At 56.6% G+C, this 26,369-nt stretch carries 27 protein-coding genes; 16 read left to right on the top strand and 11 right to left on the bottom strand.

Features of this window, described 5'->3' with window-relative positions:
* Positions 1-11: 11 nt before the first annotated feature.
* Entirely contained in the window at positions 12-683 is a 672-nt protein-coding gene (gene yqeC / locus KI236_RS04835; protein ID WP_212819776.1) for a selenium cofactor biosynthesis protein YqeC, read from the bottom strand.
* A 120-nt stretch (positions 684-803) separates the two neighbouring features.
* Here yqeC and yqeB point away from each other — a divergent pair, with 120 nt between their 5' ends.
* Complete coding sequence (yqeB, locus tag KI236_RS04830) at positions 804-1,634, top strand: selenium-dependent molybdenum cofactor biosynthesis protein YqeB (protein ID WP_212819774.1); 831 nt, start codon at positions 804-806, stop codon at positions 1,632-1,634.
* Positions 1,635-1,766: 132 nt separating this feature from the next.
* Here yqeB and KI236_RS04825 read toward each other — a convergent pair whose 3' ends face one another.
* Positions 1,767-3,107, bottom strand: a complete 1,341-nt coding sequence (locus KI236_RS04825) for an MATE family efflux transporter (protein WP_212819772.1) — start codon at positions 3,105-3,107, stop codon at positions 1,767-1,769.
* A gap of 149 nt (positions 3,108-3,256) precedes the next feature.
* On the opposite strand from KI236_RS04825, the gene KI236_RS04820 reads away from it, so the two are divergent.
* The 3 genes from KI236_RS04820 (at position 3,257) to KI236_RS04810 (ending at position 5,940) form a co-directional block, all read left to right on the top strand.
* On the top strand, positions 3,257-4,105 hold the full coding sequence (locus KI236_RS04820) for a PhzF family phenazine biosynthesis protein (RefSeq protein WP_212819770.1): 849 nt from the start codon (positions 3,257-3,259) through the stop codon (positions 4,103-4,105).
* A gap of 71 nt (positions 4,106-4,176) precedes the next feature.
* Entirely contained in the window at positions 4,177-5,091 is a 915-nt protein-coding gene (locus KI236_RS04815) for a nucleotidyltransferase family protein (RefSeq protein ID WP_212819769.1), read from the top strand.
* 18 nt (positions 5,092-5,109) lie between these two features.
* A complete protein-coding gene (locus tag KI236_RS04810) occupies positions 5,110-5,940 on the top strand; it encodes a M15 family metallopeptidase (protein WP_228738087.1) in 831 nt (276 codons plus the stop codon).
* A gap of 169 nt (positions 5,941-6,109) precedes the next feature.
* Here KI236_RS04810 and KI236_RS04805 read toward each other — a convergent pair whose 3' ends face one another.
* From KI236_RS04805 to KI236_RS04775, 7 genes are all read right to left on the bottom strand, one after another.
* On the bottom strand, positions 6,110-6,358 hold the full coding sequence (locus tag KI236_RS04805) for a heavy-metal-associated domain-containing protein (protein WP_212819767.1): 249 nt from the start codon (positions 6,356-6,358) through the stop codon (positions 6,110-6,112).
* A gap of 15 nt (positions 6,359-6,373) precedes the next feature.
* Complete coding sequence (locus KI236_RS04800; RefSeq protein ID WP_212819765.1) at positions 6,374-7,309, bottom strand: DMT family transporter; 936 nt, start codon at positions 7,307-7,309, stop codon at positions 6,374-6,376.
* Between the two features lie 15 nt (positions 7,310-7,324).
* The gene (locus KI236_RS04795) at positions 7,325-7,990 is read right to left on the bottom strand and encodes a glycerol-3-phosphate acyltransferase (RefSeq protein WP_212819763.1); all 666 of its coding nucleotides are present in this window, start codon (positions 7,988-7,990) and stop codon (positions 7,325-7,327) included.
* Positions 7,980-9,308, bottom strand: coding sequence for a ribosome biogenesis GTPase Der (gene der, locus KI236_RS04790; RefSeq protein ID WP_212819761.1), 1,329 nt, complete (start codon positions 9,306-9,308; stop codon positions 7,980-7,982). Before der ends, KI236_RS04795 begins: the two co-directional genes overlap by 11 nt.
* 12 nt (positions 9,309-9,320) lie before the next feature.
* The gene (locus KI236_RS04785) at positions 9,321-10,619 is read right to left on the bottom strand and encodes a DUF512 domain-containing protein (RefSeq protein ID WP_212819759.1); all 1,299 of its coding nucleotides are present in this window, start codon (positions 10,617-10,619) and stop codon (positions 9,321-9,323) included.
* A 492-nt stretch (positions 10,620-11,111) separates the two neighbouring features.
* Complete coding sequence (rpmF, locus tag KI236_RS04780) at positions 11,112-11,309, bottom strand: 50S ribosomal protein L32 (protein WP_212819757.1); 198 nt, start codon at positions 11,307-11,309, stop codon at positions 11,112-11,114.
* Positions 11,310-11,362: 53 nt separating this feature from the next.
* Positions 11,363-11,866, bottom strand: a complete 504-nt coding sequence (locus KI236_RS04775; protein WP_212819756.1) for a YceD family protein — start codon at positions 11,864-11,866, stop codon at positions 11,363-11,365.
* A 131-nt stretch (positions 11,867-11,997) separates the two neighbouring features.
* Between KI236_RS04775 and KI236_RS04770 the strand changes: the two genes are divergently transcribed.
* From KI236_RS04770 to KI236_RS04740, 7 genes are all read left to right on the top strand, one after another.
* The gene (locus tag KI236_RS04770; protein WP_212819754.1) at positions 11,998-12,954 is read left to right on the top strand and encodes an RluA family pseudouridine synthase; all 957 of its coding nucleotides are present in this window, start codon (positions 11,998-12,000) and stop codon (positions 12,952-12,954) included.
* 332 nt (positions 12,955-13,286) lie between these two features.
* On the top strand, positions 13,287-14,432 hold the full coding sequence (potA, locus tag KI236_RS04765) for a spermidine/putrescine ABC transporter ATP-binding protein (RefSeq protein WP_212819752.1): 1,146 nt from the start codon (positions 13,287-13,289) through the stop codon (positions 14,430-14,432).
* Positions 14,422-15,234, top strand: a complete 813-nt coding sequence (locus tag KI236_RS04760; protein ID WP_212819750.1) for an ABC transporter permease — start codon at positions 14,422-14,424, stop codon at positions 15,232-15,234. Before potA ends, KI236_RS04760 begins: the two co-directional genes overlap by 11 nt.
* Entirely contained in the window at positions 15,234-16,082 is an 849-nt protein-coding gene (locus tag KI236_RS04755; RefSeq protein WP_212820656.1) for an ABC transporter permease, read from the top strand. Before KI236_RS04760 ends, KI236_RS04755 begins: the two co-directional genes overlap by 1 nt.
* Positions 16,082-17,140 (top strand): ABC transporter substrate-binding protein, encoded by a 1,059-nt coding sequence (locus KI236_RS04750; RefSeq protein ID WP_212819748.1) that lies wholly within the window; start codon positions 16,082-16,084, stop codon positions 17,138-17,140. Before KI236_RS04755 ends, KI236_RS04750 begins: the two co-directional genes overlap by 1 nt.
* A gap of 330 nt (positions 17,141-17,470) precedes the next feature.
* Positions 17,471-17,785, top strand: a complete 315-nt coding sequence (locus KI236_RS04745) for a hypothetical protein (RefSeq protein ID WP_212819746.1) — start codon at positions 17,471-17,473, stop codon at positions 17,783-17,785.
* Between the two features lie 19 nt (positions 17,786-17,804).
* Positions 17,805-18,200: a hypothetical protein gene (locus tag KI236_RS04740; protein WP_212819744.1), complete on the top strand. Its 396-nt coding sequence runs from the start codon at positions 17,805-17,807 to the stop codon at positions 18,198-18,200.
* Between the two features lie 80 nt (positions 18,201-18,280).
* Here KI236_RS04740 and KI236_RS04735 read toward each other — a convergent pair whose 3' ends face one another.
* Positions 18,281-18,826 (bottom strand): helix-turn-helix domain-containing protein, encoded by a 546-nt coding sequence (locus KI236_RS04735; RefSeq protein ID WP_228738086.1) that lies wholly within the window; start codon positions 18,824-18,826, stop codon positions 18,281-18,283.
* 373 nt (positions 18,827-19,199) lie between these two features.
* Here KI236_RS04735 and KI236_RS04730 point away from each other — a divergent pair, with 373 nt between their 5' ends.
* The 5 genes from KI236_RS04730 (at position 19,200) to KI236_RS04710 (ending at position 25,698) form a co-directional block, all read left to right on the top strand.
* Positions 19,200-20,648, top strand: coding sequence for a nicotinate phosphoribosyltransferase (locus KI236_RS04730; RefSeq protein WP_212819742.1), 1,449 nt, complete (start codon positions 19,200-19,202; stop codon positions 20,646-20,648).
* Positions 20,649-20,718: 70 nt separating this feature from the next.
* Complete coding sequence (gene cls / locus KI236_RS04725) at positions 20,719-22,263, top strand: cardiolipin synthase (RefSeq protein ID WP_212819740.1); 1,545 nt, start codon at positions 20,719-20,721, stop codon at positions 22,261-22,263.
* Between the two features lie 17 nt (positions 22,264-22,280).
* Positions 22,281-23,213 (top strand): 3'-5' exoribonuclease YhaM family protein, encoded by a 933-nt coding sequence (locus KI236_RS04720; protein ID WP_212819738.1) that lies wholly within the window; start codon positions 22,281-22,283, stop codon positions 23,211-23,213.
* Positions 23,206-23,964: a histidinol-phosphatase gene (locus KI236_RS04715; protein WP_212819736.1), complete on the top strand. Its 759-nt coding sequence runs from the start codon at positions 23,206-23,208 to the stop codon at positions 23,962-23,964. The genes KI236_RS04720 and KI236_RS04715 overlap by 8 nt, the downstream gene beginning before the upstream one ends.
* Positions 23,965-24,117: 153 nt before the next feature.
* Positions 24,118-25,698 (top strand): peptide chain release factor 3, encoded by a 1,581-nt coding sequence (locus KI236_RS04710; protein WP_212819734.1) that lies wholly within the window; start codon positions 24,118-24,120, stop codon positions 25,696-25,698.
* 238 nt (positions 25,699-25,936) lie between these two features.
* Here KI236_RS04710 and KI236_RS04705 read toward each other — a convergent pair whose 3' ends face one another.
* Positions 25,937-26,356: a hypothetical protein gene (locus tag KI236_RS04705; protein ID WP_212819732.1), complete on the bottom strand. Its 420-nt coding sequence runs from the start codon at positions 26,354-26,356 to the stop codon at positions 25,937-25,939.
* Positions 26,357-26,369: the final 13 nt, after the last annotated feature.

Genomic DNA, 26,369 nt, shown 5'->3' with positions numbered 1-26,369 from the left:
CGGCAAACGCTTCAAAGCACACAATAGCTTTTCTCCCACTGGCTTCCGGCTACCACGGAAGAGCCCTGAGGCTTGAGGTGGGATGCTATGATTTTGGCATCCTGCAAAGCGGAGCTGCTCTCCGCCTGATTCAAAAAATAAGTATCCGCCAAATGCTCCTGCACCAAGGCACGGGCCACCCGCTCCGGTGTAGCCTCGTCCTCCGGGGTGCAGCCTACCAAGGGACAGAACAGCTCCGGCCGGTGGACGACTTCTGACACCGGGCGGTGCAGGCCCGACAGGCCCACCACGCAGATGACCTGACGGGTGCAGAGGGGAATCACCGGCTCGTGGAGCGCATGGGCCTTCAGCGGCCGCCGACGAGAGCCGTCCGCCTCCACCAGCACGAAGTCCGCCAGGTCCGCCAGGGTCTCATAGGGCAGGCCGCAGTCTACCAGCTTTCCCGTGGGGGAGCGTCCGGCGGCGCAGACAATGGGGTGCGCTGCCAGGGCCTTTCGCAAATCGGCCTCCGTGGGGTCCAGCACCGTGGGCAGGTCCGCATAACCCTGAAAGTGGGTGCTGGTACACAGCAGCACCCGGCCGGGGAGCTCGCCTGAAAGGGTGCGCAGCAGGGTGGTTTTCCCGCCGCTGCCGATGATGGCCGTGACGCCTTTTTCAATTTTCAGAAGGGGAGCGAGTTTCATGGCTGCGGCCTCCTTTTTTCAAATAGTATACCGCAGCCGGCGGGTATTGTCCAGTTGACAGAGGGGAAAGAAAAAGGTAAAATAGACACAGCGTTATTCTTTTGAAAGGATCATGATAGTATGGCAGTGATCATTCGCGGCGCAGGGGATATTGCAACGGGCATTGCCCTGCGGCTGCACCGGGCGGGATTTCAAATCATCATGACAGATCTGCCCCAGCCCACCTCCATCCGGCGCACGGTGTGTTTTTCCGAGGCGCTGCGTCTGCGAGAGGTGCTGGTGGAGGATGTGCGGGCCCGGCGGACGGACTCGGCCCGGGAGGCTCTGGACATTGCCGGGGCGGGGGAGATAGCCGTGGTGGCGGATCCGGCCTGCGCATTATTGCCCGAGCTATATCCGGCGGCTCTGGTGGATGCCATTCTGGCCAAGCGCAACCTGGGCACCAGCCGGGACATGGCTCCGGTGGTCATTGGCGTGGGGCCCGGCTTCACCGCCGGGGAGGACTGCCACGCCGCCGTGGAGACCATGCGCGGCCACACCCTGGGGCGGGTACTCTATCGTGGCACACCCATTCCCAACACCGGGATTCCCGGTATTGTCGGCGGCTACGGGTTGGAGCGGGTACTGCGCGCACCGGCGGCAGGGGTTTTTGAGCCGAAAATGGAGATCGGTCAAATGGTAAAAGCGGGCCAGGTGGCGGCGCTGGTGGGCGGCGTTCCCATGCGCTGCACCATCGACGGCTGCCTGCGGGGCCTGCTGCAGGGAGGGCTCACGGTGCCCCAGGGCATGAAGTGCGGCGACATAGACCCTCGGTGCAAGCGGGATCACTGCTTCCGGGCCTCGGACAAGGCCCTGGCCGTGGGCGGCGGTGTGTTGGAGGCACTGCTGCACTTCGGATGCAGGCCGGATATGCTCCTGAATGAAGGTCCCGGGGCGGCCTTTGGCCCTTGACAATGCCCGGAGGCAATGCTGAATTTTTGGCGAAAGATGAATGCTCCCTCCATGATCGACAGCCTATTTTCTCGCTGTCTTTCATAGAGGGAGCATATGGCATTACGGAGGGAGCTTATTTAAAATATAAGCTTATGCGGGTTTACCCTTGGCAAACACCGGATGCGTCCGACGCAGCCGTAGCAGGAAAAACACCGACAGGCCCAGGCACAGCACCTCCGAAATTACCGGCGCAAACCAAATGGAGCTGCCGCCCAGCACCGCAGCCAGCAGCAAAAGAATGCTGCCCTGGAGGATGAGGCCCCGTCCGGTAGAGATGCTTACCGCCGGGAGCGGCCGCTCCATGGCTGTAAGGAAGCCTGCAATATAGATATTGAATCCTACCGGCAGGTAACACAGGCTGTAGCGCCGGAATGCATCCGTGGCGAAGGTCAGCATCTCCGCTCCCGCCTCCGGCAGATAAACTGCCACCAGCTTCGGAGCTGCCAAAAACAGCACCGTGAAGCACACCGCTGCGATGCCGCACATGGTACGCAGCCCATAGCGCAGCAGATTTCCGATGGCGGTCCCGTCGCCTCGGCCATTTTGGAAGCTGATAAGGGGTTGGCTGCCCTGGCTTACACCCATGGTGATATTGATGACCAGGGTATTGGCGTAGGCGATGATGGTGTAGGCCACCAGGCCGTCGGTGCCGATGCAGCGGAGAATGGTGTGGTTGAAGAGGAAGATCATCAGGCCGTTACACAGCTCTGTCAGTCCGTCGGAGATGCCGATGGGCAGCAGACGGCGGTAGATCTTCCAGTCCATGCGGAAGCGCACCGGGTGGAAGGTGGTATGCTTTCCCAGGAAATGGGTCAGGTAGATGATGCAGGTGAGCAGCTGGCTCAAACCCGTGGCCGCCGCTGCGCCCCAGATGCCCAGGCCCCAGTGGAAAATGGCCAGATAGTCCAGCACACAGTTGGTCACGCAGCCCACGCAAACGGTGACCAGCGCCAGCCGGGGCCGCCCGTCGGTTTTCACCAGTACCTCCAGATTATAGGAGATCATAAAGCACACGGCAAAGGGGGCCAGGCCCTGCAAATAATGTATGGTGTACTCTAGGGTGACCTCTTCCGCCCCCAGCAGCCGGGCAAGGGGCTCTGTGAACGCCAGCACCAGCACCGAAATAGTCACGCCGATCACCACCAGGGTCGCCAAATTCTGCGAAAACAGCTTGTTGGCACTCTGGGCGTTTTTCTGGCCCAGGAGATAGGCGATGATGGTGGAGGTGCCCACGGCGAAGATGACCGCGATGGAGAATAAGAGATTAACAAACGGTACGGACAGGTTCACGGCGGTCATGGCGTATTCCCCTACGCCTCGGGCCACGAACAGACCGTCCACGATGGAGTAGAGGGAAAAGACCATGAGGGAGGCCACCGTGGCTGCGGAGAAGTGGAAAAATTGCTTGAGAAGGCTCTGCTTTTTTTGCATTTTGGATGAAATTCCTTTCTTTTCAGCGGATCACCGCAATTCAATTTCACAAAAATAGTATAGCAGAGGAAAAAGCGTTCGTCAAGATGGACTCTTGCGAAGTAAAATCAGGTGCGTTATAATAGAGAAAAAATCAGGAGGATGCAGCTATGAAAGTATATGTGATGGACGCCTTTACCGACCGGGTTTTCGGAGGCAACCAGGCGGGAGTGGTGCTGGCGGACAAGGTCTTGGAGCCGGGGGTGATGCAGCAGGTAGCCGCAGAGCTGAAGCATTCGGAGACGGTATTCGTGGAACAGGGGGAGGATGGCCTGCATCTGCGCTACTTTACGCCCGCCGGGGAGGTGGACCTGTGCGGGCACGCCACGGTGGCGACCTTTGCGCTACTGCGGCGCCTGGGCCGCATCGGCGATGGCACCCACACCGCCCATACCTGGGCCGGGAAGCTGGACATCGGCGTCAGCGGCGAAACCGTGTGGATGGACATGGCACCGCCCAAGACCCTGGGCGTGCTGCCCCAGGAGAGCTGGGCGGAGCTGTACGGGACCTATGGCCTGACGCTGGCGGACCGCCCCGAGGGCTTGGAGCCGGAGATCGTCAGCACGGGCCTGGCGGACATTATGATGCCCGTGACGGATCACGAGACGCTTATGCGGGCAAAGCAGAATGAGGAGACGGTCACGGCCCTTTCCAAACATTTCGATGTGACAGGGGTGCATATGTTCTGCTTGGGGGAGGACAAGGTCTATTGCAGCAATTTTGCCCCTCTATACGATATTCCCGAGGAGTGTGCCACCGGCACCAGCAACGGCGCCTTGACCTACTATCTCTATGAGCGGGGCCTGGTGGAGCCGGAGAAGGAAAACCTCTTCCTTCAGGGAGAGCATATGGGGCGCCCCTCTCGTATTTACAGCCGCCTTACGGCGGAGGACGGTGCGGTCCGAGTGCGCATCGGCGGTCAGGCGGTGCTGAGCCTTTCCGGCGAAATGGACCTGTGAGACTTGTAATTACCTCACATATATGATATAATATATGGCATCATTCAAAAGAAACACAGGAGGCACAGGATATGAAAGCAGCGCTGGTCATCATGGCGGCAGGTCTCGGCTCCCGCTACGGCGGCAACAAGCAGGTGGACGGAGTCGGCCCCGACGGGGAGATCCTGATGGAGTATTCCATTTATGACGCCATTCGAGCCGGTTTTACCAAGGTGGTTTTCATCATTAAGCCCGACATGGTGGATCTGATGCACCGCATCTGCGGCGACTATGTTGCCCGCCGTACCGCTGCCGACGGTTCCCCTGTGGAGGTCTGCTACGCGGTGCAGGATTTTACCAGTGTGCCCGACTTTTATACCATCCCGCCCCAGCGGCAGAAGCCCTTTGGAACGGTCCACGCTGTTCTATGCGCCCGGAGCTATGTGAAGGAGCCCTTCTGTGTCATTAATGCCGACGACTACTACGGCGTGGATGCCTACCGGGCTATGTATGCGGAGCTGCAGCGTCTGCCGGAGCAGGGGAGCGCCACTATGGTGGGCTACCTGCTGAAAAATACCGTCAGTGCCAACGGCACCGTGTCCCGAGGGGTCTGCCAGGTGGAAAACGGCCACCTGACCGGCGTAAAGGAGACTCTGAAAATCCGGCTGGATCCCGACGGCACCATTGTCGACGAGGTGGAGGGTACACTTTCACCGGACACGGTGGTATCCATGAACTTTTGGGGCTTTATGCCGTCGTTTTTCGATGAGCTGGAGGCCTATTTCCACGACTTCCTGCGCTATGAGGCGGGGGACAACTGCAAGGCGGAGTGTTTGCTGCCCAATTTGGTGGGCCAGCGCATTGCCGAAAAGAAGCTGTCCGTTTCGGTGCTGCACTCGGCTGACCGTTGGTTCGGCATGACCTATCACGAGGACCGCCAAGCCGTCGCCCGGGAGCTGCAGCGGCTTCACGACGCCGGGGTCTATCCCAAAACGCTCCATCAGTGAGCAAGCGGAGGCAATAAAATGAAAATGCAAAAATCACCTTGGTACAAAAATCCCTATTGGCTGGGCGGCATCGCCCTGGGTGTAGTTGTTATCGCCCTGGTGCTGTTTTTAGCACTGCGCGGCGGCGAGGACAAGAAACCCGATATCTCTGATCAGCCCAACATTGAGGAGCCTACCCCCGCCCCTACCCCGGAGCCGGAGCCTACCCCCGAGCCGGAACCGGAGCCTGACCCGGAGCCTGCGCCCACCCAGGGCAGCTATACCGAGGGCGAACAGACTGACGGCGTATGGAACCTGGTGCTGGTGAATCCCTGGAATCCCCTGCCCGAAGGATTTTCCGTGGATATTGAGCCGCTGGATAATACACGGGGCGTAGACAAGCGCTGCTATCCGCAGCTGCAAAAAATGATGGATGACTGCCGCGCCCAGGGCTATTCCCCCTACATTTGCTCGTCTTACCGTACCTGGGATATGCAACAGGAAAATTTCGACAGGCAGATCAGCGCTTTCAAAAATCAGGGCTATGGCGACGAGGAGGCCCGGCGGCTGGCTGCCAAAGAGGTGGCTGTTCCCGGCACCAGTGAGCATCAGCTGGGCCTGGCGGTGGACATCATCGACACCAACAATTGGAACCTGGACGAGTCCCAGGAGAGTATGCCCACCCAACAGTGGCTCATGGCCAATAGCTGGCGCTACGGCTTTATTCTCCGCTATCCCAACGGCACCACCGACATTACCGGCATCATCTATGAGCCCTGGCACTACCGCTATGTAGGCTGCCAGGTGGCTAAGGAGATCTATGAGCGGGGCATTACCCTGGAGGAGTACCTGGGCCGCACCGCCCATTAAAGCATTAAAAAAGCACGCATCCTATGCGGTGAGACGATCCGGGTCTCACCGCATTTCCTATTTGTTCATAGGCAGCGGCTTAGGCAAAAATCCCTCTATGGATGGGTGCTGCGCGGCAAAAAAACAAGGAACGGTTTCAGGATGGACCGTTCCTTGTTTTTAAGCTTTTTCAGCGGTGGAAGAGGCCCCGCTTTTCGTAGGGCTTGGACTCCACATTTTTCAGCTCGTACCCGGTTTCGGCGATAGCCTTGCGGAGGGCTTCCTCATCCAGGGGCTCCGGGGAAATAATGGTGGCGATGCCCTTGGTGTGGGAGGCGCTGACCTTCTTTACGGTGAACTGATTACGGATCGTATCACACACATGGTTTTCGCACATGCCACACATCATACCATCAATTTTCAAAATGGTTTCTGTCATAGTAAATTGCCTCCTTTAGGCGATTTTTGCTTTTTTCTTGAGAGGGAACGGGATCTGAGCCAGCACCACGGCAATCAGCATCAGTACGCAGCCGATCAGCTCCTTAGCGGTCATTGTTTCGTGCAGGAAGATGGCGCCGGACACGGCTCCAAATACGCTCTCCAGGCTCAGGAGGAGGGCCACAATGGTGGGGTTGGAGTCCTTTTGAGCCAGGATTTGCAGGGTGTAGGCCACACCGCTGGAGAAAACGCCTACATACAGGATGGAACCTATGCAGGGGGTGATGTCCGCCCAGGTGGGATGCTCAAAAATGAGCATCAAAACAGCGGAGATCACCGCACAGGTCAGGAACTGAATGCAGCTCATTTTAATGCCGTCCACCTTTTGGGTGAAGTGGTCAATAACCAGAATGTGCAGAGTGTAGCCAAAGGCACATAGCAGCACCAAAAGGTCGCTGGGAGCGATGGTGAAGCCGTCCTTGATGCACAGGCAGTACAGGCCCGCTACGCCCAGCAGAACACTGAGCCACACAGCGGGAGAGACTTTTTTCTTGAGAAACAGCCCGCAGATGGGAACCAGCACCACATAGAGGGTGGTGATAAAGCTGGTCTTTCCGGCGCCGGCACCGGCCACCATGCCCAACTGCTGCAAATTGCAGGCCAGGGCCAGAGCGAAGCCACAGCAGATACCGCCGATGACCAGGGTCTTGCGGCTTTCGGCAGGGGCGGACTGCTCTTGGGACGGAGAAGCGGAGGCCTGCTTGCGGCGGTTTACCGCGTCAAAGATCTGAATGACCACCAGCAGGGCCAAAAAACCCACAAAGGAACGGGCGGCATTGAAGGTGTAGGCCCCCACATGCTCGGTGCTGGTGCTCTGGGCCACGAAGGAGGTACCCCAGATCATAGCGGTGATGACGGGGAACACTACCTGGCGAACTTGGTTGTGTTTCATAGCTGTTTCCTTTCTCTATTCCGAATCGCTTTCGTCGGGATTTATGGGGTTCACATGCCAGCGGAACTTGTGCTCCGTGCCGTGGAGCAGACGATGGATATTTTCTCTGTGGCAGTAGATGACCAGCGCCGCCACGACCGCGCTCAGAAGGGTCAGCAGCGGATCATGGTGAAAGACGAAAAACGCTGACACCGGCATACTGGCTGTGGCCGCAATGGAGCCTAAGGATACATAACGGGTCAGCAGCCACAGAAGGACGAAAAGACCCCAGGCGATGAGGCCCATGCGCCAGTCCAGCATCCACACCAGCACACCGCCGGAGAGGATACCCTTGCCGCCCTTGAGACCGTAGTAGGCCGGGAACATATGCCCCAGCTCACAGCCGATGCCGCCCAGCAGCACCCCCAGGGTCCAGCCGCCGTTGGTGCAGAGCATCAGATAGCCGCCGATGAGACAGGAGAGGACGGTTTTGCCCATGTCACAGAAAATCACGATGAGGGCGTATTTGGCACCATAGGTGCGGTAAAAATTGGTGAGTCCGGCATTGCCGCTGCCGTGCTTGCGCACATCGTCCCGAATGATGAAGTGGGAGGTGACCACCGAGCCGTTGAAGCAGCCCAGCAGGTACGAAACCAGCAGCGTCAGCCCCACTACAAAGTAGATGGACATATTAATTTTCATCGTCTCCTTTCTGACGAATGGAGAGAATGATGGGGGTGCCCTCCAGGCCGAACACGCTGCGGATCTGGTTTTCCAGATAGCGCTGGTAAGAGAAGTGGAAGAGCTTTTTATCGTTGCAGAAGATCACAAAATGGGGGGGCTTAACACCCACCTGGGTCATGTAATAGATCTTCAGGCGGCGGCCCTTGTCCGTGGGGGGCTGCACCCGGGTCTGGGCATCGGCCAGGACGGAGTTGAGCATACCCGTGGTGATGCGGGTGGAGGCCTGGTTATGCACATAATTTATAAGCTCAAACAGCCGCGTTACCCGCTGGCCCGTGAGGGCGGAGATGAACAGAATGGGGGCGTAGGTCATGTAGCTCAGGTCCCGGCGGATGTCCTCGCGCATCCGGTCCATGGTTTTACCGTCTTTTTCCACCATGTCCCACTTGTTTACCACGATGATGCAGGCCTTACCGGCCTCATGAGCCAGACCTGCGATCTTGGTGTCCTGCTCGGTGACGCCGTCATTGGCGTCGATGAGGATCAGACACACATCGCTGCGCTCAATGGCCATGGTGGCCCGAAGGACGCTGTACTTCTCGATGGTGTCGTCCACCTTGGACTTTTTGCGCATACCGGCGGTGTCAATGAAGTTATATTTGCCGGTCTCGTTTTCAAAATAGGAGTCGATGGCGTCCCGTGTGGTGCCCGCCACATTGCTGACGATGACCCGCTCCTGGCCCAAGATGCGGTTGGTAAGGCTGGACTTGCCTACATTGGGCTTGCCGATGATGGCCACCTGGATCACATCGTCATCCTCCTCCGCCCCGTCCTCGGGGGGGAAGTATTGAAGGCAGGCGTCCAGCAGGTCACCGGTGCCATGGCCGTGGATGGCGGACACGGCGATGGGGTCGCCTAAGCCCAGGTTGTAGAACTCATAAAACTCAGGGTCTACGGGGCCTGTGGCGTCCATTTTGTTCACCGCCAGGACAATGGGCTTTTTGGAGCGCTGGAGCATTCCGGCTACCTCCTGGTCGGCGGCGGTCATGCCGGTCTTGCTATCTACCACCAGGACGATAACGGTGGCATTATCAATGGCGATCTGGGCCTGCTGGCGCATGAAGGCCAGGATTTGATTGTCGGTATTGGGCTCAATACCGCCGGTATCCACCAGGGTGAATTTGCGGCCGCACCAGTCACTTTCGCCGTAGATGCGGTCCCGGGTTACGCCGGGGGTGTCCTCCACAATGGAGAGCCGGCGGCCGATGAGTTTATTAAACAGCATGGACTTGCCCACATTGGGCCGGCCCACAATAGCGATCATAGGTTTTGCCATAGGTTTACCTCCTTACAGTCCGAAAATGGCATCGCACAGGTCGAAGCCGTCAATGCCTACCACCTGCACCGGCGCATTAAGCGCCTGCGAGAGCTGAGGGACGGTCCAGTCGTCCAGGAATACATCCTCCTGATGCCGGAGCATATGCAGGGGGATCAGCACCCGGCCCAGAGGCTTGCAGGCCTGCAGCTGGGCGGCCAGGTCCTGCCCGGTCAAAAGACCCGCCACATCAATGGTGTGGCCGAAAAAGTCATTGTCTATCCCCACCACTTTGCCCTGTACCTGGGGGAAGCGCTGCTGCACCAGGGTCAGCAGGTGGCCCATAAAGCCCTCGGCGGCCCGGCCTGTGGCAATGGTGAAGGGGGAGGGGGCAGGGGGCTGATCCATCAGGTCCAGGGCTCGGAGCAGGTCACCCTCCAGGGAGCGGAGCATACCCACGCCGTTCTCCAGCTGCCGGTAGCCCTCGTAGTAGTCCTCCCCGGGAAGCTCTCGCCCGGCCCGGAGAAAAAGCTCGTCCGCACAGAAGAAGCGCCGTGTGCCGAAGCGGCGCAGATTTTCCTGACCGAATTGGTCGGCAATGTCCAGAATTTCTCCGGCGCACCGGGCGTCCACGGGCTTCAGCTTTGCCAGACCCTTTCTGTATTTGGTGATGCCCACGGGCACCAAGGAGCAGGAGGAGAACTCCATCTCCGTCAGGTCCCGGAGGGTGCGGCGAAGCTGGTCGCCGTCGTTCCAGCCGGGACAGACCACGATCTGCCCGTTCATCACGATGCCCGCCTTACAGAAGGCACGGATATAGTCCAGGCTGCGCACAGCATTTTTGTTTCCCAGCATGGTACAGTGGAGCTGGGGGTCCGTGGTGTGAACGGAGACATTGATGGGGCTGATGCGCAGGTCAATGATGCGCTGAGCCTCCCGCTCCGTGAGATTGGTGAGGGTGATATAGTTGCCCTGGAGGAAGCTGAGCCGGGCATCATCGTCCTTAAAGTATAAGGTCTGGCGCATACCCGGGGGCATCTGATCTACAAAGCAGAAGATGCAGTGATTGGCGCATGAGCGCATCTCATCCATGAGATAGGAATCAAAATTCAGCCCCAGGTCCTCCCCCTCAGCCTTATGGATGGTCAGCTTTTGGGTGGAGCCGTCTTTATTTTTCAAGGATAGGTGACTTACAGGGTCGTAGCCATAGAACCGGTAGTCCAGCACATCCACCACGGTGTGACCGTTGATGGATAAAAGCTGTTGCCCCGGCTGCAGACCGGCTCGCATAGCGGGACTGCCGGGGTCTATGGAGGTGATGATGGTGCTCATAGATGTGTCTCTCCCGAAAAAACGGCATACTGCCACATATTAACTATACAATTATAGCCGCTTTTACACCGGGACGCAAGTATTTTCCGCAGAATAGTATAACCGATGCCGATGCAAAAGTAAAACGAATCATTTTTATGGATTGGATGAAAAATAGGAATGGGGGAGTAGGGGATTACGGATTGCCACGGGCGCGGTGCGCCCTCGCAATGACAGGGATTTGCAAGAGGTGCAGTACAAGCCCAGGCGGGCGGACAGAGGCGTCCACCCCTACGGAAGTGTTCAAGGGATGCGTAGGGGAGGGGCTCTGCCCCTCCCGGCGGGCGGGGAAATCGGCTCGCTTCTTCCGCCACTGGCGGCGCTTCGCCGATTTCCCCGACGCCCCGTTTGCACCAGCCCGCATATATGCATAGGGCGGCGTGCCCTCACGCCGCCGTTTTCACGCAAAAAAACAAGAGGGAAGCCACGCTTCCCTCCTGCAAGGACACAAAATTACTTATCCGCAGCCACGGACTTGACGACCTTGACCTCACGGCCATTGTAGGTACCGCACTCCGGGCACATTCTGTGAGGCAGATGCAGCGCACCGCACTTGGGGCATGCCACCAGACCGGGAGCCGCCAGCTTCCACACGGAGCTGCGTCTCTTATTGCGTCTTTGCTTGGAAACTTTTCCCTTAGGTACTGCCATGTTGACACCTCCTTGGTCTTATACTGCCTGAGCAGTGAATTTATTAATAGCGCTTATGCGTCCTCCCGGGGCAGGAGCTTTGCCAAAGCGGCCAGCCGGGGGTCTACCTGCTTTTTGCAGCGGCAGGTCTCCCGGTTAAGGTTCGCACCGCAGCCGGGACACAGGCCCTTGCAGTGGGGGGAACACAAAACGACTGTGTCCATGTCAAGGATAAACGCCGTTCGGGCAAGGTCGTCCAGATCCACCTCGTCGTGGTCCAGAAGAACGATGTCGTCACTGTCCTCAAATTGCTTTTCCTCCGCCAAAACACAGGAATAGTCTGTGGTTTTCGGCAGGTCGAAGCGCTCCAGGCACCGGCTGCACCGGCAACGAAGCGTTGTGGATGTCTGAAGCTCCAGCAGCAGCACGCCGGCCTTGTTCTGCACCCGACCGTCCACAACAACCGGGTTTATAACAGGCTTTTCTCCGCCGAATTCCAGGTCCTGAAGGTCCATCTCAAAGTGGAAATTCTCACCGGCATCCGGGGTATGCAGTACTCTGTTTACATTCAAACGCATGGCACACCTCACAATGACACGAATTGTATTATAGAGGAAGAAAGTCGGCTTGTCAAACATTTTCTGCTAAAAAATTGACTTTTTTCAAAAATCCGCTACAATAACCCTATACTGCCGGAGGGGGAGATCAAATGCGTGAGCTTACCGTGGGGAAAAATGACGCCGGACAGCGGCTGGATCGGTTCGTGGGGAAGTCTCTGCCCCTGCTGCCCCCGGCCCTGCTGCAAAAATACATCCGCTTAAAGCGCATCAAGGTCAACGGTCAGCGGGCTGCCCGGGATCAGCGGCTGAGCCAGGGGGATGTGCTGCAGCTGTATATAAATGATGAGTTTTTCGACCAGCCCCGGGAGGAAAATATGTTCCTCACCCTCTTTAAGCCAAGCCTTGACATCGTGTATGAGGACGAGAACCTTATGCTGCTGAATAAGAAAGCGGGCTTGGTGGTCCATGCGGACGAAACGGAGAAGGTGAACACCCTTATAAACCACATTCAGGCATATCTCTACCAAAAGCGGGAGTGGAATCCCCGGTGGGAAAACGCCTTTACCCCGGCCCTGTGCAACCGCATCGACCGCAATACCGGCGGCATCGTTATCGCCGCCAAAAATGCCGAGACCCTGCGCATCATCAACGATAAAATCCGTGACCACGAGCTGACCAAGCGTTACCTCTGCATCACCCTGGGCGCACCCCGGCCACCGGCGGGGGAGGTGGAGAACTTCCTGCGCAAGGACGAGAAGAAAAAGCAGGTATTTGTGTTTCATAAGCCTGTGTCCGGGGCCAAAACCGCCGTGACCCGATATAAGACCCTTCAGCGCCGGGGAGAGCTGGCTCTGGTAGAGGTGGAGCTGCTCACGGGCCGTACCCATCAGATCCGCGCCACCATGGCAGACCTGGGCTGCCCGCTCCTGGGGGACGGCAAGTACGGAAACGGAGAGAAAAACCGTGGCTACGGGGAGACCCGCCAGGCCCTTTATTCCTATCAGCTCACCTTTGACCTGCCTACGGATGCAGGGATATTAAATTACCTCCGGGGCCGCACCTTCCAGGTGGAGCAGGTGCCGTTCCGGGAGAAATATTTCGGCTGAGCGTATTGAATTTCCGTCTTTGAAAAAGCTCCGAAAACTATTGATTTTACTGGTGAGGGAAGCCCTTCTTGGGTTTTCCTCACTCGCTCTTTCTTTATTGCAATCTTACCACTTTGTCGGCAGTCTCTTTTCACATAGCGGAGGCGTTTTTTCGGGGGCGTTTTTGGAGGAAAAAGCACAATATATAAATAAGAAAAAAACCTGTTGACATTTGGGGGGTTTCTTACTATATTGTATCTGTCAAATCCTGACGGTTTACGGGGAAAATGGAACAGAAACCGTTTTTCGCCGGGATGCGGCGTATATTTTTTTGTGTGAACGGAGGAGGATAAATGTCCAAAGAGTTGATTCGCCTGCGGAATATCTGCATGGCGTTTGACGACGAGCAGGTTCTCGATAACATCAATTTGTATTTTAATGATTCGGAGTTCCTGACGCTTTTAGGCCCCAGCGGCTGCGGCAAGACCACCACACTGCGTATTATCGGCGGGTTTACCACCCCTACCAGCGGTGATGTGATTTTTGACGGCGTCAGGATCAATGATGTCCCGCCCCACAAGCGGCAGATCAACACGGTGTTCCAGAAGTATGCGCTGTTCCCGCACCTGGATGTGTTTGAAAATATTGCCTTCGGCCTGCGCATTGCCAAGGTGCCGGAGGAGGAGATCCGTGAGCGGGTTACGGAGATGCTGGGCGTTGTGAGCCTTAAGGGCTTTGAAAAGCGGCGCGTGGATCAGCTATCCGGCGGCCAGCAGCAGCGGGTGGCCATTGCCAGAGCATTGGTGAACCGGCCCAAGGTCCTGCTGCTGGACGAGCCCCTGGGCGCACTGGATCTGCGTCTGCGCAAGGATATGCAGAACGAGCTGAAGCGTATTCAGCAGCAGATGGGCATTACCTTTATATATGTTACCCATGATCAGGAGGAGGCACTGACCATGTCCGACACCGTGGTGGTGATGGACAAGGGCCGCATCCAGCAGATCGGCACACCGGAGGACATTTACAACGAGCCGAAAAACGCCTTCGTGGCGGATTTTATCGGCGAGAGCAACATCCTCGACGGCGTCATGCATGAGGACTATGTGGTGGAGTTCTTCAACCGCAAGTTTAAGTGCCTGGACAAGGGCTTTGCCCCCATGGAGCCGGTGGATGTGGTCATCCGGCCCGAGGATATTGAGATCGTCCCGGCCGACAAGGGCCGCCTGGTGGGTACGGTGACCTCCGTCACCTTCAAGGGCGTCCACTATGATACCATCGTGGACTTCAAGGGCTACAAGTGGCTTATTCAGACCACCGACTACCACGAGGTAGGCGAGGTCATCGGCATCATCCTCAATCCTGACGACATCCATATTATGAAGAAGAGCGAGTACTCGGGCCAGTTCGGCGACTACAGTTCTTATTCGGCGGAGTATGACGAGATCAACGATCCCGACTTTGCCGAGGAGGATGAGGAGGACGCTGACGATGAAAACTAAGACCCCCGCCATTCCCTATGTGGTGTGGATGGCTGTGTTTGTGGTGGTGCCGCTGCTGCTCATTGTGGTGTACGCCTTCACCAATTACGACGGCAAGTTCACCCTGGAGAACTTCACCAACCTGGATGTTTTCCTCCAGGTGTGCGGCAACTCCCTGTACCTGGCGGCGGTGGCCACGCTCATCTGCCTGCTCATAGCCTATCCCTTTGCCTATTTCCTGGCCCAGACGGGCCCTGCTACGCGGAAGGTAGCCATGCTTTTTATCATGCTGCCCATGTGGATGAACTTCCTTCTGCGTACCTATGCGTGGATGTCCATTCTGGAAAACCACGGCTTTCTCAACCAGATCCTGGCCCTGGTGGGCATCGGCCCCCTGCACATCATCAATACCGACGCGGCGGTGATTTTGGGCATGGTGTATAACTTCCTGCCCTTTATGATCCTGCCCATTTTCTCGGTGATCGAGAAGCTGGATCGGCGTTATATTGAGGCGGCCCAGGACCTGGGCGCGGGCAAGATGCAGGTTTTTCGGCGGGTAATTTTCCCGCTGTCCGTTCCCGGGGTCATCAGCGGGATTATGATGGTGTTCATTCCATCTATCTCCACCTTTGCGATTTCCAAGCTCCTGGGCGGTGGTATGAGCTTCCTGCTGGGTGACCTGATCGAAATGCAATTTTTGGGCTCGGCGTATAATCCCCATCTGGGCAGCGCCATATCGCTTATGATGCTGCTGCTGGTGATTATTGCCATGCTCATTATGAATCGCTTCGGCGACGGAGAAGAAGGGGCGGTGATGATGTGATGCAGAATCGGAATCCTGTTATCGCCAAGGTGCTCAATGTACTGGTGTTCCTGTTTTTGTACCTGCCCATTGCGGTGCTGATCATCTTCTCCTTTAACGACTCCAAGAGCCGCACGGTCTGGTCGGGCTTCTCCCTGCACTGGTATCAGGAGCTGTTCCAGGACGAGGAGATACTCTCCGCATTTAGCACCACCCTCACGGTGTCTGTGCTGGCGGCGCTTATTGCAACGGTTCTGGGCACGGCGGCTGCCATCGGCTTCCACGCTATGAAGCGGCGGCCCCGGCACCTGCTTATGACCATCAACAACATCCCCATGACCAATGCCGACATCATCACCGGCGTGAGCCTGATGCTGCTGTTCGTGTTTACGGGGAATATGCTGGGCTTCTCCCTGGGCTTCGGCACGCTGCTGGTGGCCCACATCACCTTTAATATTCCGTATGTGGTTTTGGCGGTGCTGCCTAAGCTGCGGCAGCTGAACCCCAATCTGGGGGAGGCGGCCATGGACCTGGGCGCTACGCCTTGGCAGGCCTTTTGGAAGGTGCTCATGCCTGAGCTGCGGCCCGGTATCCTCAACGGCCTGCTCATCGCCTTTACCCTCTCCATTGATGACTTTGTCATTTCCTATTTTACCGCCGGGTCCGAGGTGTCTACCCTGGCTATGCAGATCTACGCCATGACCCGCAAGCGCATCAGCCCCGAGGTCAACGCCCTGTCTACGATCCTGTTTGTGGTGGTACTGACCCTTCTGCTCATTGTGAACTTCCGGGAGATGCACCAGACCAAGCAGGCGGAAAAGCGGGACAAGGCCCTCCAAAAGGACGGCGTGAAGGGAGGGACCCGGTGATGAAAAAAATCGCTATTTTGCTTCTGGCCCTGCTGCTGGCTCTGCCTCTGACGGGCTGCCAAGGCGGGCAGACGGGGCACAGCATCAATGTGTACAACTGGGGCGAATATATCGACGAGTCCATCTTCGACGATTTTGAGGCGGAGACGGGCATCCATGTCAATTACAAGACCTTCGCCAACAACGAAATGCTCTACTCCGCCATCAAGGGCGGCGGCAACAGCTATGATGTGATCATCCCCTCGGACTACATGGTGGCCCGAATGGGGGAGGAGGGGCTGCTGATGGAGCTGGACTACAGCAAAATCCCCAACGCGGAGAACATCGATCCCCGTTACCTGAATCCCGCCTACGACACGGAGCAGAAGTACAGCCTGCCCTATATGTGGGGCACCACCGGCATCATCTATAACACCACCATGGTGGACAAGGCCCCTACCTCGTGGATGGATCTGTTCACCACCGACCTCAAGGGACAGGTGCTGATCTTCGACAATCCCCGGGACTGCATCGGCCTGGCCCTGATAGCCCTGGGCTACTCCGTTAATACTACCGATAAGGATCAGATTGCCGAGGCCACAGACCTGCTTATTAAGCAGAAGGAGGACGGCATCGTGCAGGCCTATGTTATGGACCAGATCTTCGACAAGATGATCAATAACGAGGCCGCCATGGGTACCTACTACGCCGGCGACTATCTGACCATGGTGGAGGAAAACCCGGACCTGGCTTTTGTGCAGCCGGAGGAGGGGAGCAATCTTTTCGCGGATGCCATGTGCATTCCCACCTGCTCTAAGAACTATGAGGACGCTTTGGCCTTCATCAACTTTATGTGCCGAGACGACATCGTCCTGCGCAACTGCGATGAAACGGGGTATTCCAGCCCCTCCGCCACTGCCTTGGAGGAGATGGACGAGGAAATGGCTACCGACCCGGTGGCCTATCCCGGCGAGGACATCCTCAATAAGGCCGAGATCTTCGGCGGCCTGCCGGAGGAGACCCTGACCTTCTACGACCACGAATGGATCCGCATCTGCCTGGCTAAGGTGAAGTATTGAGAATCACAACAAAAGAGCGCGTGACGGAAAAGTCATGCGCTCTTTTGCTGCCGTGAAAAAATCTGCGGGCGACCGCAAGGGTCGCCCCTACGCATTTCCCCTCCGGCACCCGCCCATCTTTCCGCTTTCCATTTTCATCTTTCCCCTTGAAAAACTCCTTCCTCTGGATATCTAAGATTTGATGTGGGATTGGGGGAAGGAAGCGTGGTCGTTCCATAAGTGAATGATTGTGTTTTCAGCATCAAAAAAAGAAAGACTGCATTTTCAAAGTTATGTGCTACAAAGCACGCACCTCCTGTTGTAGAATTTTCTATGACAGGAGGTGTTTTTATGAGTAAAGGCACGCCGCATTTCCTTTACACGAATAAGGATAGTCCAGACTATGTGGCACCCTTCGCGCCGTTTTACAGCGACAGGCAAAAAGCAATCCTTTCTGGTGAGCTCCCCGTTGAAGATGTAGAGCTTCGTGAACTGGGACGCTTGCGAAACAAGGCTCGTAACATGGGTGACGAGGAAAACCTTGAAATCGCAAACATACTCTATGAGGAAAAGAGTAATCCATCAGCAGGCCTCTACAAGCACTACACCGCCGAGGAAGCGGCGGAAATCCTGCGGAAGCTGACGCCGCCGGGGTTTGAGTCGTAGGCGGCGGAGGGCAACCCTGATGGACACGAGCCACAGAAACAATATTCCTCCGTGTGAGGACGACGATGACATCTGGTACTGGGGCTACTCCATATTCGTGCCGCATATCCCCGACACGCGGGCGTATCCCTATGTGTCCCGCATCATGGGTCCAGACCCCAAGTACCGCTTTGCCCGCAAGTTCCTGCGATATCAGTGGCCGCCAAAGACACCGAAAGGCCGACGGTTCGATGTGGAGCTGCCGGGAGACGGCGTCTATGAGGTCGGCATCAAGCGATGGAACGCGGACAAGCCCCTGTTACTGGAGCGGCAGGTATACTGGCTGTTGCTGCTGGATGGCAACGAGTACACTATCCCCAAGTGGCAGGTGCTGCCGCTGGTGGAGGCACTACGCAGCGGCACGCTTGGTGCCTGAAGAACAAAGAGAACCCCTGTGAGGTCAATCCTCACAGGGGTATCTTTTTAATGGCACAGTAGAGAAATGCTTATATAAACTCACTCCTGTCTGTGCTCCTCCATATACTTAAACACTTCTTTATCGGATTTAGCCCTTTTATACCAACCAATGCCTATCATGGCAAAGCCAACAATCATTACTACAGTCCTAATTGTTGACGCTGACGAGAGAAAGCAAGAGGCAACAAGTCCTGTACCAGCACTCGTAAAGAAGCCTACGAGTGATTTCTCATGCTTTATTTTTCCCAATACGCGCTCCTTGTCAATAGCTTCTACCATTTTGGAATCCCCCTTCAGTAATGTATCAAGCGATACATTAAATTGATTGCTCATTGCTATGAGAATCTGTAAATCCGGATAACTCTTTTCATTTTCCCAATTCGAAACCGTCTGTCTTGTAACATGGAATAACTCACCAAACTGTTCTTGCGTTAATTGCTGCTCATTACGAATTGCTGATATTTGATTTCCTATGCTCATGGTCAGCACCAACTCCCTCTCTGAAAAGAATTTACTACGACCTTGCTTCTTGTCTACTATTATGTAAGAAAAACAGCGCAAAGTAAAGCAATTTACTTTTTGCATTGCGTTTTTCGTGTGGTTAAGTAGGTTTTGCAAATTCTTTTCGACAAACTCGAAGGCAATTCAACAACAGCGAATTATAGAAAGATGCCCCTGTGAGGTCACACTCAAGATGGAGGTGTTTTTGGGGGGAAACTACATTCTTCTGCGAAATCCCACAAAAAACTTTACAGCGACCGCCTTTCTCCACGATGTGCTGAACGCAGGAAACCCACAAAAAACTTTAGAGCAATCCCCTTTCTCAAAAACTCTAAAACAAAAAAATCCCACATCAGATTTTAGATAGCCCCTTCCTCTTTTCCTGTTGATAAAACCATCCAACGGTGCTATAATAAATTAAGTTTACCCCTATTACATAACGATGTTGAGGTATGAAATGAAAACTGAGGAAAAACTGAACATGACCATGCTCTGCGATTTTTATGAGCTGACCATGGGCAACGGTTATTTCAAAAACGGCTACAAGGATCGTATCACCTATTTCGATGTGTTTTTCCGCTCTGTACCGGATAAGGGCGGCTTTGCCATCGTGGCGGGATTGGAGCAGCTCATTGACTATATTGAGAATCTCCACTTCACCAAGGAGGACATCGAGTATCTCCGGGGCCGCAAGCTCTTTGACGAGGACTTCCTGACCTATTTGGAGAATTTCCGCTTTACCGGCGATATCTACGCCATCCCCGAGGGCACCCCGGTCTTTCCCCGGGAGCCCTTGGTCACGGTGCGCGCTCCGGCCATTGAGGCCCAGCTCATTGAGACCTTTACGCTTCTTACCATCAATCACCAGAGCCTTATTGCCACCAAGGCCAACCGCATCGTGCGGGCTGCCCGTGGCCGCACGGTGCTGGAGTTCGGCTCCCGCCGGGCCCAGGGTGCGGATGCGGCTATCGTAGGTGCCCGGGCTGCCTATATCGGCGGCTGCCACGGCACTGCCTGCACCATCTCCGATGAGATGTACGGTGTCCCCGCCGGGGGCACTATGGCCCATGCCTGGGTGCAGATGTTCGATTCGGAGTACGAGGCCTTCAAGACCTATTGCGAGATTTATCCCACCAATGCTACCCTCCTGGTGGATACCTACAATACCCTGAAGTCCGGCGTGCCCAACGCCATCCGCGCCTTTAACGAGGTCTTAAAGCCCCTGGGCATCACCAAGTGCGGCATTCGCCTGGACTCCGGCGACATGACCTACCTCAGCCGCCAAGCCCGGAAAATGCTGGACGATGCCGGCTGGACCGACTGTAAAATATCCGTTTCCAATTCCCTGGACGAGTATCTGATTCAGGATCTGCTGATCCAGGGGGCGGAGATCGATATGTTCGGCGTGGGTGAGCGGATGATCACCGCCAGGAGCGAGCCGGTGTTCGGCAGCGTGTACAAGCTGGCCGCTGTGGAGGACGAGGAGGGGAATATTATCCCCAAAATCAAGGTCAGCGAAAATGTGGGCAAGATCACCGTGCCCCATTTTAAGAAGCTCTACCGCTTCTATGGCCGCGACACCGGCAAGGCCATTGCCGACTACATGACCGTGTATGACGAGCAGGTGGACGACACCGGCGACATGGAGCTTTTTGACCCTGAGGCTACCTGGAAGACCAAGACTGTGTATAACTTTACCGCCCGGGAGCTGCAGGTGCCCATTTTCCTGGGGGGTAAGTGCGTGTATGAGCGCCCCTCCCTGGAGCAAATTCGGGAGTATTGCCGCCAGCAGGTGGATACCCTCTGGGACGAGGTGAAGCGCTTCGACTATCCCCACAAATACTATGTGGACCTCTCCCGAAAGCTGTGGCAGATCCAGCAGGACCTGCTGCGCGCTAAGCGCTGAACCGTTTTTTCGGCAGGACTGCCCGGCAAGAGCAGTCCTGCCCATATTTTCAAAAAGAAAGGATGCCGCCATGAAACATCTTCAGCGGAAAACAGAGCGACGGATAGCGGCCGCCCTGCGCCTGGCGCTGGTGGCGGTGTTGCTGCTGCTGCAAATTGCGCTGGTCATCGCTCTGACCCAGGTGCTCCGGCAGAAAATGTACATCGGCTACTCCGTGCTGGAGATAATCGCGGTGCTGTGTGTGGTGCGCATCTATATGCGGGCGGGCAGCAGCACCTATAAGCCCGGTTGGATCGTGCTCATTATGCTGGTCCCCGTTGTGGGGCTGATACTGTACTTCCTCTGGAACGGAAACCAGGTTAAAAAGAAGCTGGATTTGAAGCCCATCCCCATGCCTCCGGAGACGGAGGAGGTGAAGCGGCGCAGCCAAAGCGCCCAGGAGAACCTTTCGGCCCGCTGGCCCCGGTGGGGGCGGTTGGCGGCGTACCTGCGGCGGCAGGATATGCCCCTGTTTGAAAACACCGATATGACCTATTTCCCCACAGGCGAGGAATACCTGGAGGATCTGCTGGAGCGGATGAAAACGGCCCGGCGCTTTATTTTCCTGGAGTATTACATCGCCTCTGAGGGTGAAATTTGGGACCGCATCTGCACTGTTCTCACTGAGCGGGCTGCCGCCGGGGTGGAGGTGAACCTGATCCTGGATGACTTCGGCAGCATGATGACCATGCCTCCGGAGGAGATCAGCGCCCTGCGCAAAAGGGGCGTGTGGGTGCAGATGTTCAACCCCGTCCACCGCTATGTGAACCGCCTGTATTTCAACTATCGTGACCACCGGAAAATAGCCGTCATCGACGGGGACATCGCCTACACCGGCGGGGCAAATCTGGCCGATGAATACGCCAATCTCATCGTCCGCTTTGGCTACTGGAAGGACTGCGGCATCCGCCTGGAAGGGGAGGGGGCCTGGGGCTTAACCCGGCAGTTTATGTATCTGTGGCTGCGTATGGGCGGCGAGCTGCGGGAGTCTTGGGACAGCTATCGGCCCCGTACCGCTCCGGAAGGTGGCGAATTCTGTCAGCCCCTGGTGGACGGCCCGGACAATAACCCGGTCAACACCGCTGAGGACACTTTTCAGCAGCTTATTTCCAATGCCAATCGCTATATCTGGATCACGACCCCCTACCTGGCCATTGACGAGCCCATGATCCGCACGCTCTGCATCGCCGCAGACAGCGGTGTGGATGTGCGCCTGATGCTCCCGGGCATCCCAGACCACAAATTTGCCTACATGGTGGCCCTGTCCTATTTCGGCGAGCTGCTGGAGCATGATGTAAAGATATTTACCTATACACCCGGCCTGCTGCACGCGAAATCTGTGGTAGCCGACGGGGATGTGGGCTTCGTGGGCTCCGTGAATATGGACTACCGAAGCTTTCAGCTGCATTTTGAATGCGGCGTGCTGTTTTCCGGCAGCGCTGTGACGGCGGTGCAGGAGGATATGGACCGGGTCATGGCCCAGAGCGAGCGGGTGACGCTGCAGGGCTGGAGAGAGCGTAAATGGTATGTAAGACTACTGGGCACTGTGCTGCGGCCCTTTGCCATGTGGATGTAAGAAAAGGAGAGAGAATAATGCTGATACACGATATGAACACCGGCGACCGGTTTGAGGGGTATTACATTCTGCAGAACATTGCCCAGCGCACCACGGCGGCGGGAAAGCCCTTCCTGACGCTGAACCTGGTGGATCGCAGCGGCTCGGTCACGGCCCAGGTGTGGGACTACACGGGACCCATCAGCCAGAGCGATGTGGGTAAGGTGGCTTGGATCGCGGGTCTGGCCTCCGAGTACCGGGGGGCGCCCCAGGTGACGGTCCACCGTATCCGCCTGGCGGAGGAGAACGATGACTACCGGGTCAGCGACTTGGTGGCCACGGCGCCCATTCAGATGGACGAGACCTGGGAGTGGCTGAAGGAAACGGTGAATTCCATGGAGGATGAGGACTACCGGGCCCTCTGTCAGGAGATGCTGAGCCGCTATGGCAAGCAGTTTCGGCTCATTCCGGCGGCCAAGAGTATGCACCACGGCTTTGTGGGAGGGCTGCTTATGCACACAGCCTACATGGTCCGGGCCGCCTGCTTCTACGCCAAGCTTTATCCGGCGCTGGATCGCAGCCTGCTGCTTTCGGGCACTCTGCTCCACGACCTGTGCAAGTGCGAGGAGTTTGTCACCTCGCCTCTGGGCCTGGTGGCGGAGTATTCGGTGAAGGGGCAGCTTCTGGGACACCTGGTCCTGGGCGCCGAGGCTGTAAGCCGGGCGGCGGCTGCCCTGGGAACGCCGGAGGAGAAGTCTGTGCTGCTGCAGCACATGATTCTTTCCCATCACGGTGAGCCGGAATTCGGCGCGGCGGTGCGGCCTATGTGCATTGAAGCGGAGCTTTTGAGCTACCTGGACCTCATCGACAGCCGTATGGAAATTTACACGGAGAATCTGGAGAATACGCCCGCAGGCACCTTTAGCGGGAAAATTTATGCCATTGATAAGAAGATCTATAACCATGGCTGAGCAGTTTTCTAATTTTCATACCCACACCTGCCTCTGTGACGGCAAGGACCGCCCGGAGGACCTGGTGCAGGAGGCCTTGCGCCTGGGCTGCCCGGCCCTGGGCTTCAGCGGCCACGCCTACGCCCCCTATGACGGGGACTACTGTATGTCCCCGGCGGGGACGGAGGAATATAAGACCGAAATTCGCCGGCTGCAGGAAAAATACGCAGGGCAGATCCGTATTTACCTGGGTATAGAGCAGGATTTTTATTCCCCTGCCTCCACGGAGGGGTATGACTATGTTATCGGCAGCGTCCACTACCTGTATAAGGATGGCGAATATCTGCCTGTGGATGCCTCCCGGGCTGCCCAGGAACAAGCGGTGCAGCAGCACTACGGCGGGGACTGGTACGCCTTCACGGAGGACTATTTTGATACTCTGACCCGGGTCTACGAAAAAACCCGCTGCCGGGTGGTGGGACACTTTGACCTGGTGACCAAGTTCAATGAGGCGGATGCGCTTTTTTCCACTGACCATCCCCGCTACCGCCGGGCTGTTCTCCGGGCTTTGGATACCTTGTGCGCTGCCCCGGTGGTATTTGAAATCAATACCGGCGCCATCTCCCGGGGCTACCGCACAGAGCCCTATCCCGCCCGGTGGATCCTGGAGGAGCTGCGCCGCCGGGGCATCAAGCGCATCCTCTCCTCCGACTGCCACAGCCGGGAGAATTTGCTCTTTGGCTTCGAGGAGTACGCCCCTTGGCTGGACTGAACTTCACCGTTCGCTGCACCCCAAATGCATCGAACGGTATTTTTTGCAAAAGGATGCTTCGAGTCGGGAAAAATTTTTGAAGATTTATAGACTTTTCTCCCGGTTTTGTATATAATAATTAAGATTCTGCGTTTTACTTAGGAGGAGGAAACTATGGCCTCATTGAAAGAAGAAATATCCCGGCGGCGGACCTTTGCGATTATTTCCCATCCGGACGCCGGTAAGACTACATTAACGGAGAAATTCCTGCTCTATGGCGGGGCCATTGCCCAGGCGGGCGAGGTCAAGGGCAAGCGGGCCAGAGCCGCCACCTCCGACTGGATGGAGATCGAGAAGCAGCGCGGTATTTCCGTTACCTCATCGGTGATGCAGTTCCGCCATAACGGCTTCTGCATCAACATCCTGGATACCCCCGGCCACCAGGACTTTTCCGAGGATACCTACCGCACCCTCATGGCTGCCGACAGTGCGGTGATGGTCATTGACGGGGCCAAGGGTGTGGAGCCCCAGACCCGCAAGCTCTTCAAGGTCTGCGCCCTGCGGCACATCCCCATTTTCACCTTTGTGAACAAGATGGATCGGGAGACTCGGGACCCACTGGAGCTGTGCGAGGAGGTAGAGCGGGAGCTGGGGATCGCCACCTATCCTATGAACTGGCCCATCGGCTGCGGCAGAGAGTTTAAGGGGGTGTATGACCGAGAGAAAAAGCGCATCCTTCACTTCACCGATGCGGGGCACGCCCAAAAAGCCGCCGTCACCGAGGCGGAGCTGGATGATCCCGCCCTGCCGGAGCTTATCGGCGAGAAGCTCACGGACATCCTCCGGGACGATGTGGAGCTTTTGGGCGCCGGGGCGGAATTTGACCTGGAGGCTGTGCGGTGCGGCAAGCTCTCCCCTGTATTCTTCGGCTCGGCCCTTACGAATTTCGGCGTGGAGCCGTTTTTGGAGTCCTTTTTGCGTATGACCCCACCGCCCCTGTCTCGCCAAAGCGACGAGGGCCTGGTGGATGCCTTCTCTCCGGATTTCTCCGCCTTTGTGTTCAAAATTCAGGCCAACATGAATAAGGCTCACCGGGACCGCCTGGCCTTTATGCGCATCTGCTCCGGGAAGTTTGAGCGAGAGGCAGAGTATTACCATGTGCAGTCGGGCAAAAAAATGCGCCTGTCGCAGCCCCAGGCCATGATGGCTGCCGAGCGAGAGATTGTGGACGAGGCCTATGCCGGTGATATTATCGGCGTGTTCGACCCGGGCATCTTCTCCATCGGCGATACCGTTACGGTGCCGGGTAAGAAGTTCCGCTACTCCGGCATCCCGTCCTTTGAGCCGGAACTGTTCCGCTCCGTGTCCCCCAAGGATACCATGAAGCGCAAGCAGTTTATTAAGGGCGTGCAGCAGATCGCTCAGGAGGGTGCCATACAGATCTTTAAGTTCCCCGGCAGCGGCTATGAGGACATCGTGGTAGGCGTGGTAGGCGCTCTGCAATTTGATGTGTTTGAGTACCGTATGCGCAGTGAATACGGCGTGGAGCTGCGGATGGAGGGACTGCCGTACAGCCATCTGATCCGCATTAAGGGCTATGAGGGTGACTACCGGGACATGACCCTGTGTACCGACTCCCGGGTTTTGCAGGACCTTCGGGACCGCTACTTCATCGCCTACTGCGGCGCATGGTCGTTGGGCTTCCTCACCAAGCACAACCCCGGTCTGGTGCTGGACGACCAACTGAGTGTGTAAAAGTTCTACAGACTGTCGATAAAGTGGTAGAATTTGCGGTAACGGCAAGGAAGGCCATCCCTCACAACTGAAATCTAAAGTCAGGAATATCCCGGCAAATTCAGCTATTTGCCGGGGTATTTTTATGAAAAAAACAGCCCTCACCCGGGGGTGAGAGCTGCAAATAAAGCGTAGCCGAAGCAGAAGCGGCAGGTCAAAAATCTTTTTCAAAATCACAGGTCGGGAGTGGATGAAAAGCTCAGGTCTTCCCGTGGATAGAGGTGCCGCACTTGGGACAGGTGATGATGATTTTTCCCTTACCCCGAGGGACACGGCAGACGGTGCGGCACTGGGGACAGGTGAAGTATTTGTGGTCCTTATCCCTGCTGCGGGCTCGCTGACTTTTCAGGGGGTTCACGATTTTCGTGAGGAACCAGGCGTTTTCGCTGCGGCGCTTGGGAAGATTCCTGGAAAACATACGGAACAGGGTCCACACCATCAGGAGAAAGCTTGCCGTGGCCAGGATCGTCTGGGCCGTCTCGTTTTTGCTGCGGACGATCAGCTCCGCCGTATCCAGCAGCAGGACGGCCACCAAAGAGGCCCAGCCCAGCGAATCGACGCCGTTGCGTCCGTACATAAAGCGGGAAAATGCGTTACCCATTTTCTGGAAGAAACTCATAGTATAGCCTCGA

The sequence above is a fragment of the Vescimonas fastidiosa genome, from assembly GCF_018326305.1.
GTDB lineage: Bacteria > Bacillota > Clostridia > Oscillospirales > Oscillospiraceae > Vescimonas > Vescimonas fastidiosa.
The sequence above is the reverse complement of the archived record's forward strand: the minus strand, read 5'-3'. Positions and strand labels throughout refer to the sequence as shown.

What these genes read in the sequence shown, in the direction of transcription:
- yqeC (WP_212819776.1), bottom strand. Translation starts at nt 683, where the DNA reads ATGAAACTCGCTCCCCTTCTGAAAATTGAAAAAGGCGTCACGGCCATC.
- yqeB (WP_212819774.1), top strand. Translation starts at nt 804, where the DNA reads ATGGCAGTGATCATTCGCGGCGCAGGGGATATTGCAACGGGCATTGCC.
- KI236_RS04825 (WP_212819772.1), bottom strand. Translation starts at nt 3,107, where the DNA reads ATGCAAAAAAAGCAGAGCCTTCTCAAGCAATTTTTCCACTTCTCCGCA.
- KI236_RS04820 (WP_212819770.1), top strand. Translation starts at nt 3,257, where the DNA reads ATGAAAGTATATGTGATGGACGCCTTTACCGACCGGGTTTTCGGAGGC.
- KI236_RS04815 (WP_212819769.1), top strand. Translation starts at nt 4,177, where the DNA reads ATGAAAGCAGCGCTGGTCATCATGGCGGCAGGTCTCGGCTCCCGCTAC.
- KI236_RS04810 (WP_228738087.1), top strand. Translation starts at nt 5,110, where the DNA reads ATGAAAATGCAAAAATCACCTTGGTACAAAAATCCCTATTGGCTGGGC.
- KI236_RS04805 (WP_212819767.1), bottom strand. Translation starts at nt 6,358, where the DNA reads ATGACAGAAACCATTTTGAAAATTGATGGTATGATGTGTGGCATGTGC.
- KI236_RS04800 (WP_212819765.1), bottom strand. Translation starts at nt 7,309, where the DNA reads ATGAAACACAACCAAGTTCGCCAGGTAGTGTTCCCCGTCATCACCGCT.
- KI236_RS04795 (WP_212819763.1), bottom strand. Translation starts at nt 7,990, where the DNA reads ATGAAAATTAATATGTCCATCTACTTTGTAGTGGGGCTGACGCTGCTG.
- der (WP_212819761.1), bottom strand. Translation starts at nt 9,308, where the DNA reads ATGGCAAAACCTATGATCGCTATTGTGGGCCGGCCCAATGTGGGCAAG.
- KI236_RS04785 (WP_212819759.1), bottom strand. Translation starts at nt 10,619, where the DNA reads ATGAGCACCATCATCACCTCCATAGACCCCGGCAGTCCCGCTATGCGA.
- rpmF (WP_212819757.1), bottom strand. Translation starts at nt 11,309, where the DNA reads ATGGCAGTACCTAAGGGAAAAGTTTCCAAGCAAAGACGCAATAAGAGA.
- KI236_RS04775 (WP_212819756.1), bottom strand. Translation starts at nt 11,866, where the DNA reads ATGCGTTTGAATGTAAACAGAGTACTGCATACCCCGGATGCCGGTGAG.
- KI236_RS04770 (WP_212819754.1), top strand. Translation starts at nt 11,998, where the DNA reads ATGCGTGAGCTTACCGTGGGGAAAAATGACGCCGGACAGCGGCTGGAT.
- potA (WP_212819752.1), top strand. Translation starts at nt 13,287, where the DNA reads ATGTCCAAAGAGTTGATTCGCCTGCGGAATATCTGCATGGCGTTTGAC.
- KI236_RS04760 (WP_212819750.1), top strand. Translation starts at nt 14,422, where the DNA reads ATGAAAACTAAGACCCCCGCCATTCCCTATGTGGTGTGGATGGCTGTG.
- KI236_RS04755 (WP_212820656.1), top strand. Translation starts at nt 15,234, where the DNA reads ATGCAGAATCGGAATCCTGTTATCGCCAAGGTGCTCAATGTACTGGTG.
- KI236_RS04750 (WP_212819748.1), top strand. Translation starts at nt 16,082, where the DNA reads ATGAAAAAAATCGCTATTTTGCTTCTGGCCCTGCTGCTGGCTCTGCCT.
- KI236_RS04745 (WP_212819746.1), top strand. Translation starts at nt 17,471, where the DNA reads ATGAGTAAAGGCACGCCGCATTTCCTTTACACGAATAAGGATAGTCCA.
- KI236_RS04740 (WP_212819744.1), top strand. Translation starts at nt 17,805, where the DNA reads ATGGACACGAGCCACAGAAACAATATTCCTCCGTGTGAGGACGACGAT.
- KI236_RS04735 (WP_228738086.1), bottom strand. Translation starts at nt 18,826, where the DNA reads ATGCAAAAAGTAAATTGCTTTACTTTGCGCTGTTTTTCTTACATAATA.
- KI236_RS04730 (WP_212819742.1), top strand. Translation starts at nt 19,200, where the DNA reads ATGAAAACTGAGGAAAAACTGAACATGACCATGCTCTGCGATTTTTAT.
- cls (WP_212819740.1), top strand. Translation starts at nt 20,719, where the DNA reads ATGAAACATCTTCAGCGGAAAACAGAGCGACGGATAGCGGCCGCCCTG.
- KI236_RS04720 (WP_212819738.1), top strand. Translation starts at nt 22,281, where the DNA reads ATGCTGATACACGATATGAACACCGGCGACCGGTTTGAGGGGTATTAC.
- KI236_RS04715 (WP_212819736.1), top strand. Translation starts at nt 23,206, where the DNA reads ATGGCTGAGCAGTTTTCTAATTTTCATACCCACACCTGCCTCTGTGAC.
- KI236_RS04710 (WP_212819734.1), top strand. Translation starts at nt 24,118, where the DNA reads ATGGCCTCATTGAAAGAAGAAATATCCCGGCGGCGGACCTTTGCGATT.
- KI236_RS04705 (WP_212819732.1), bottom strand. Translation starts at nt 26,356, where the DNA reads ATGAGTTTCTTCCAGAAAATGGGTAACGCATTTTCCCGCTTTATGTAC.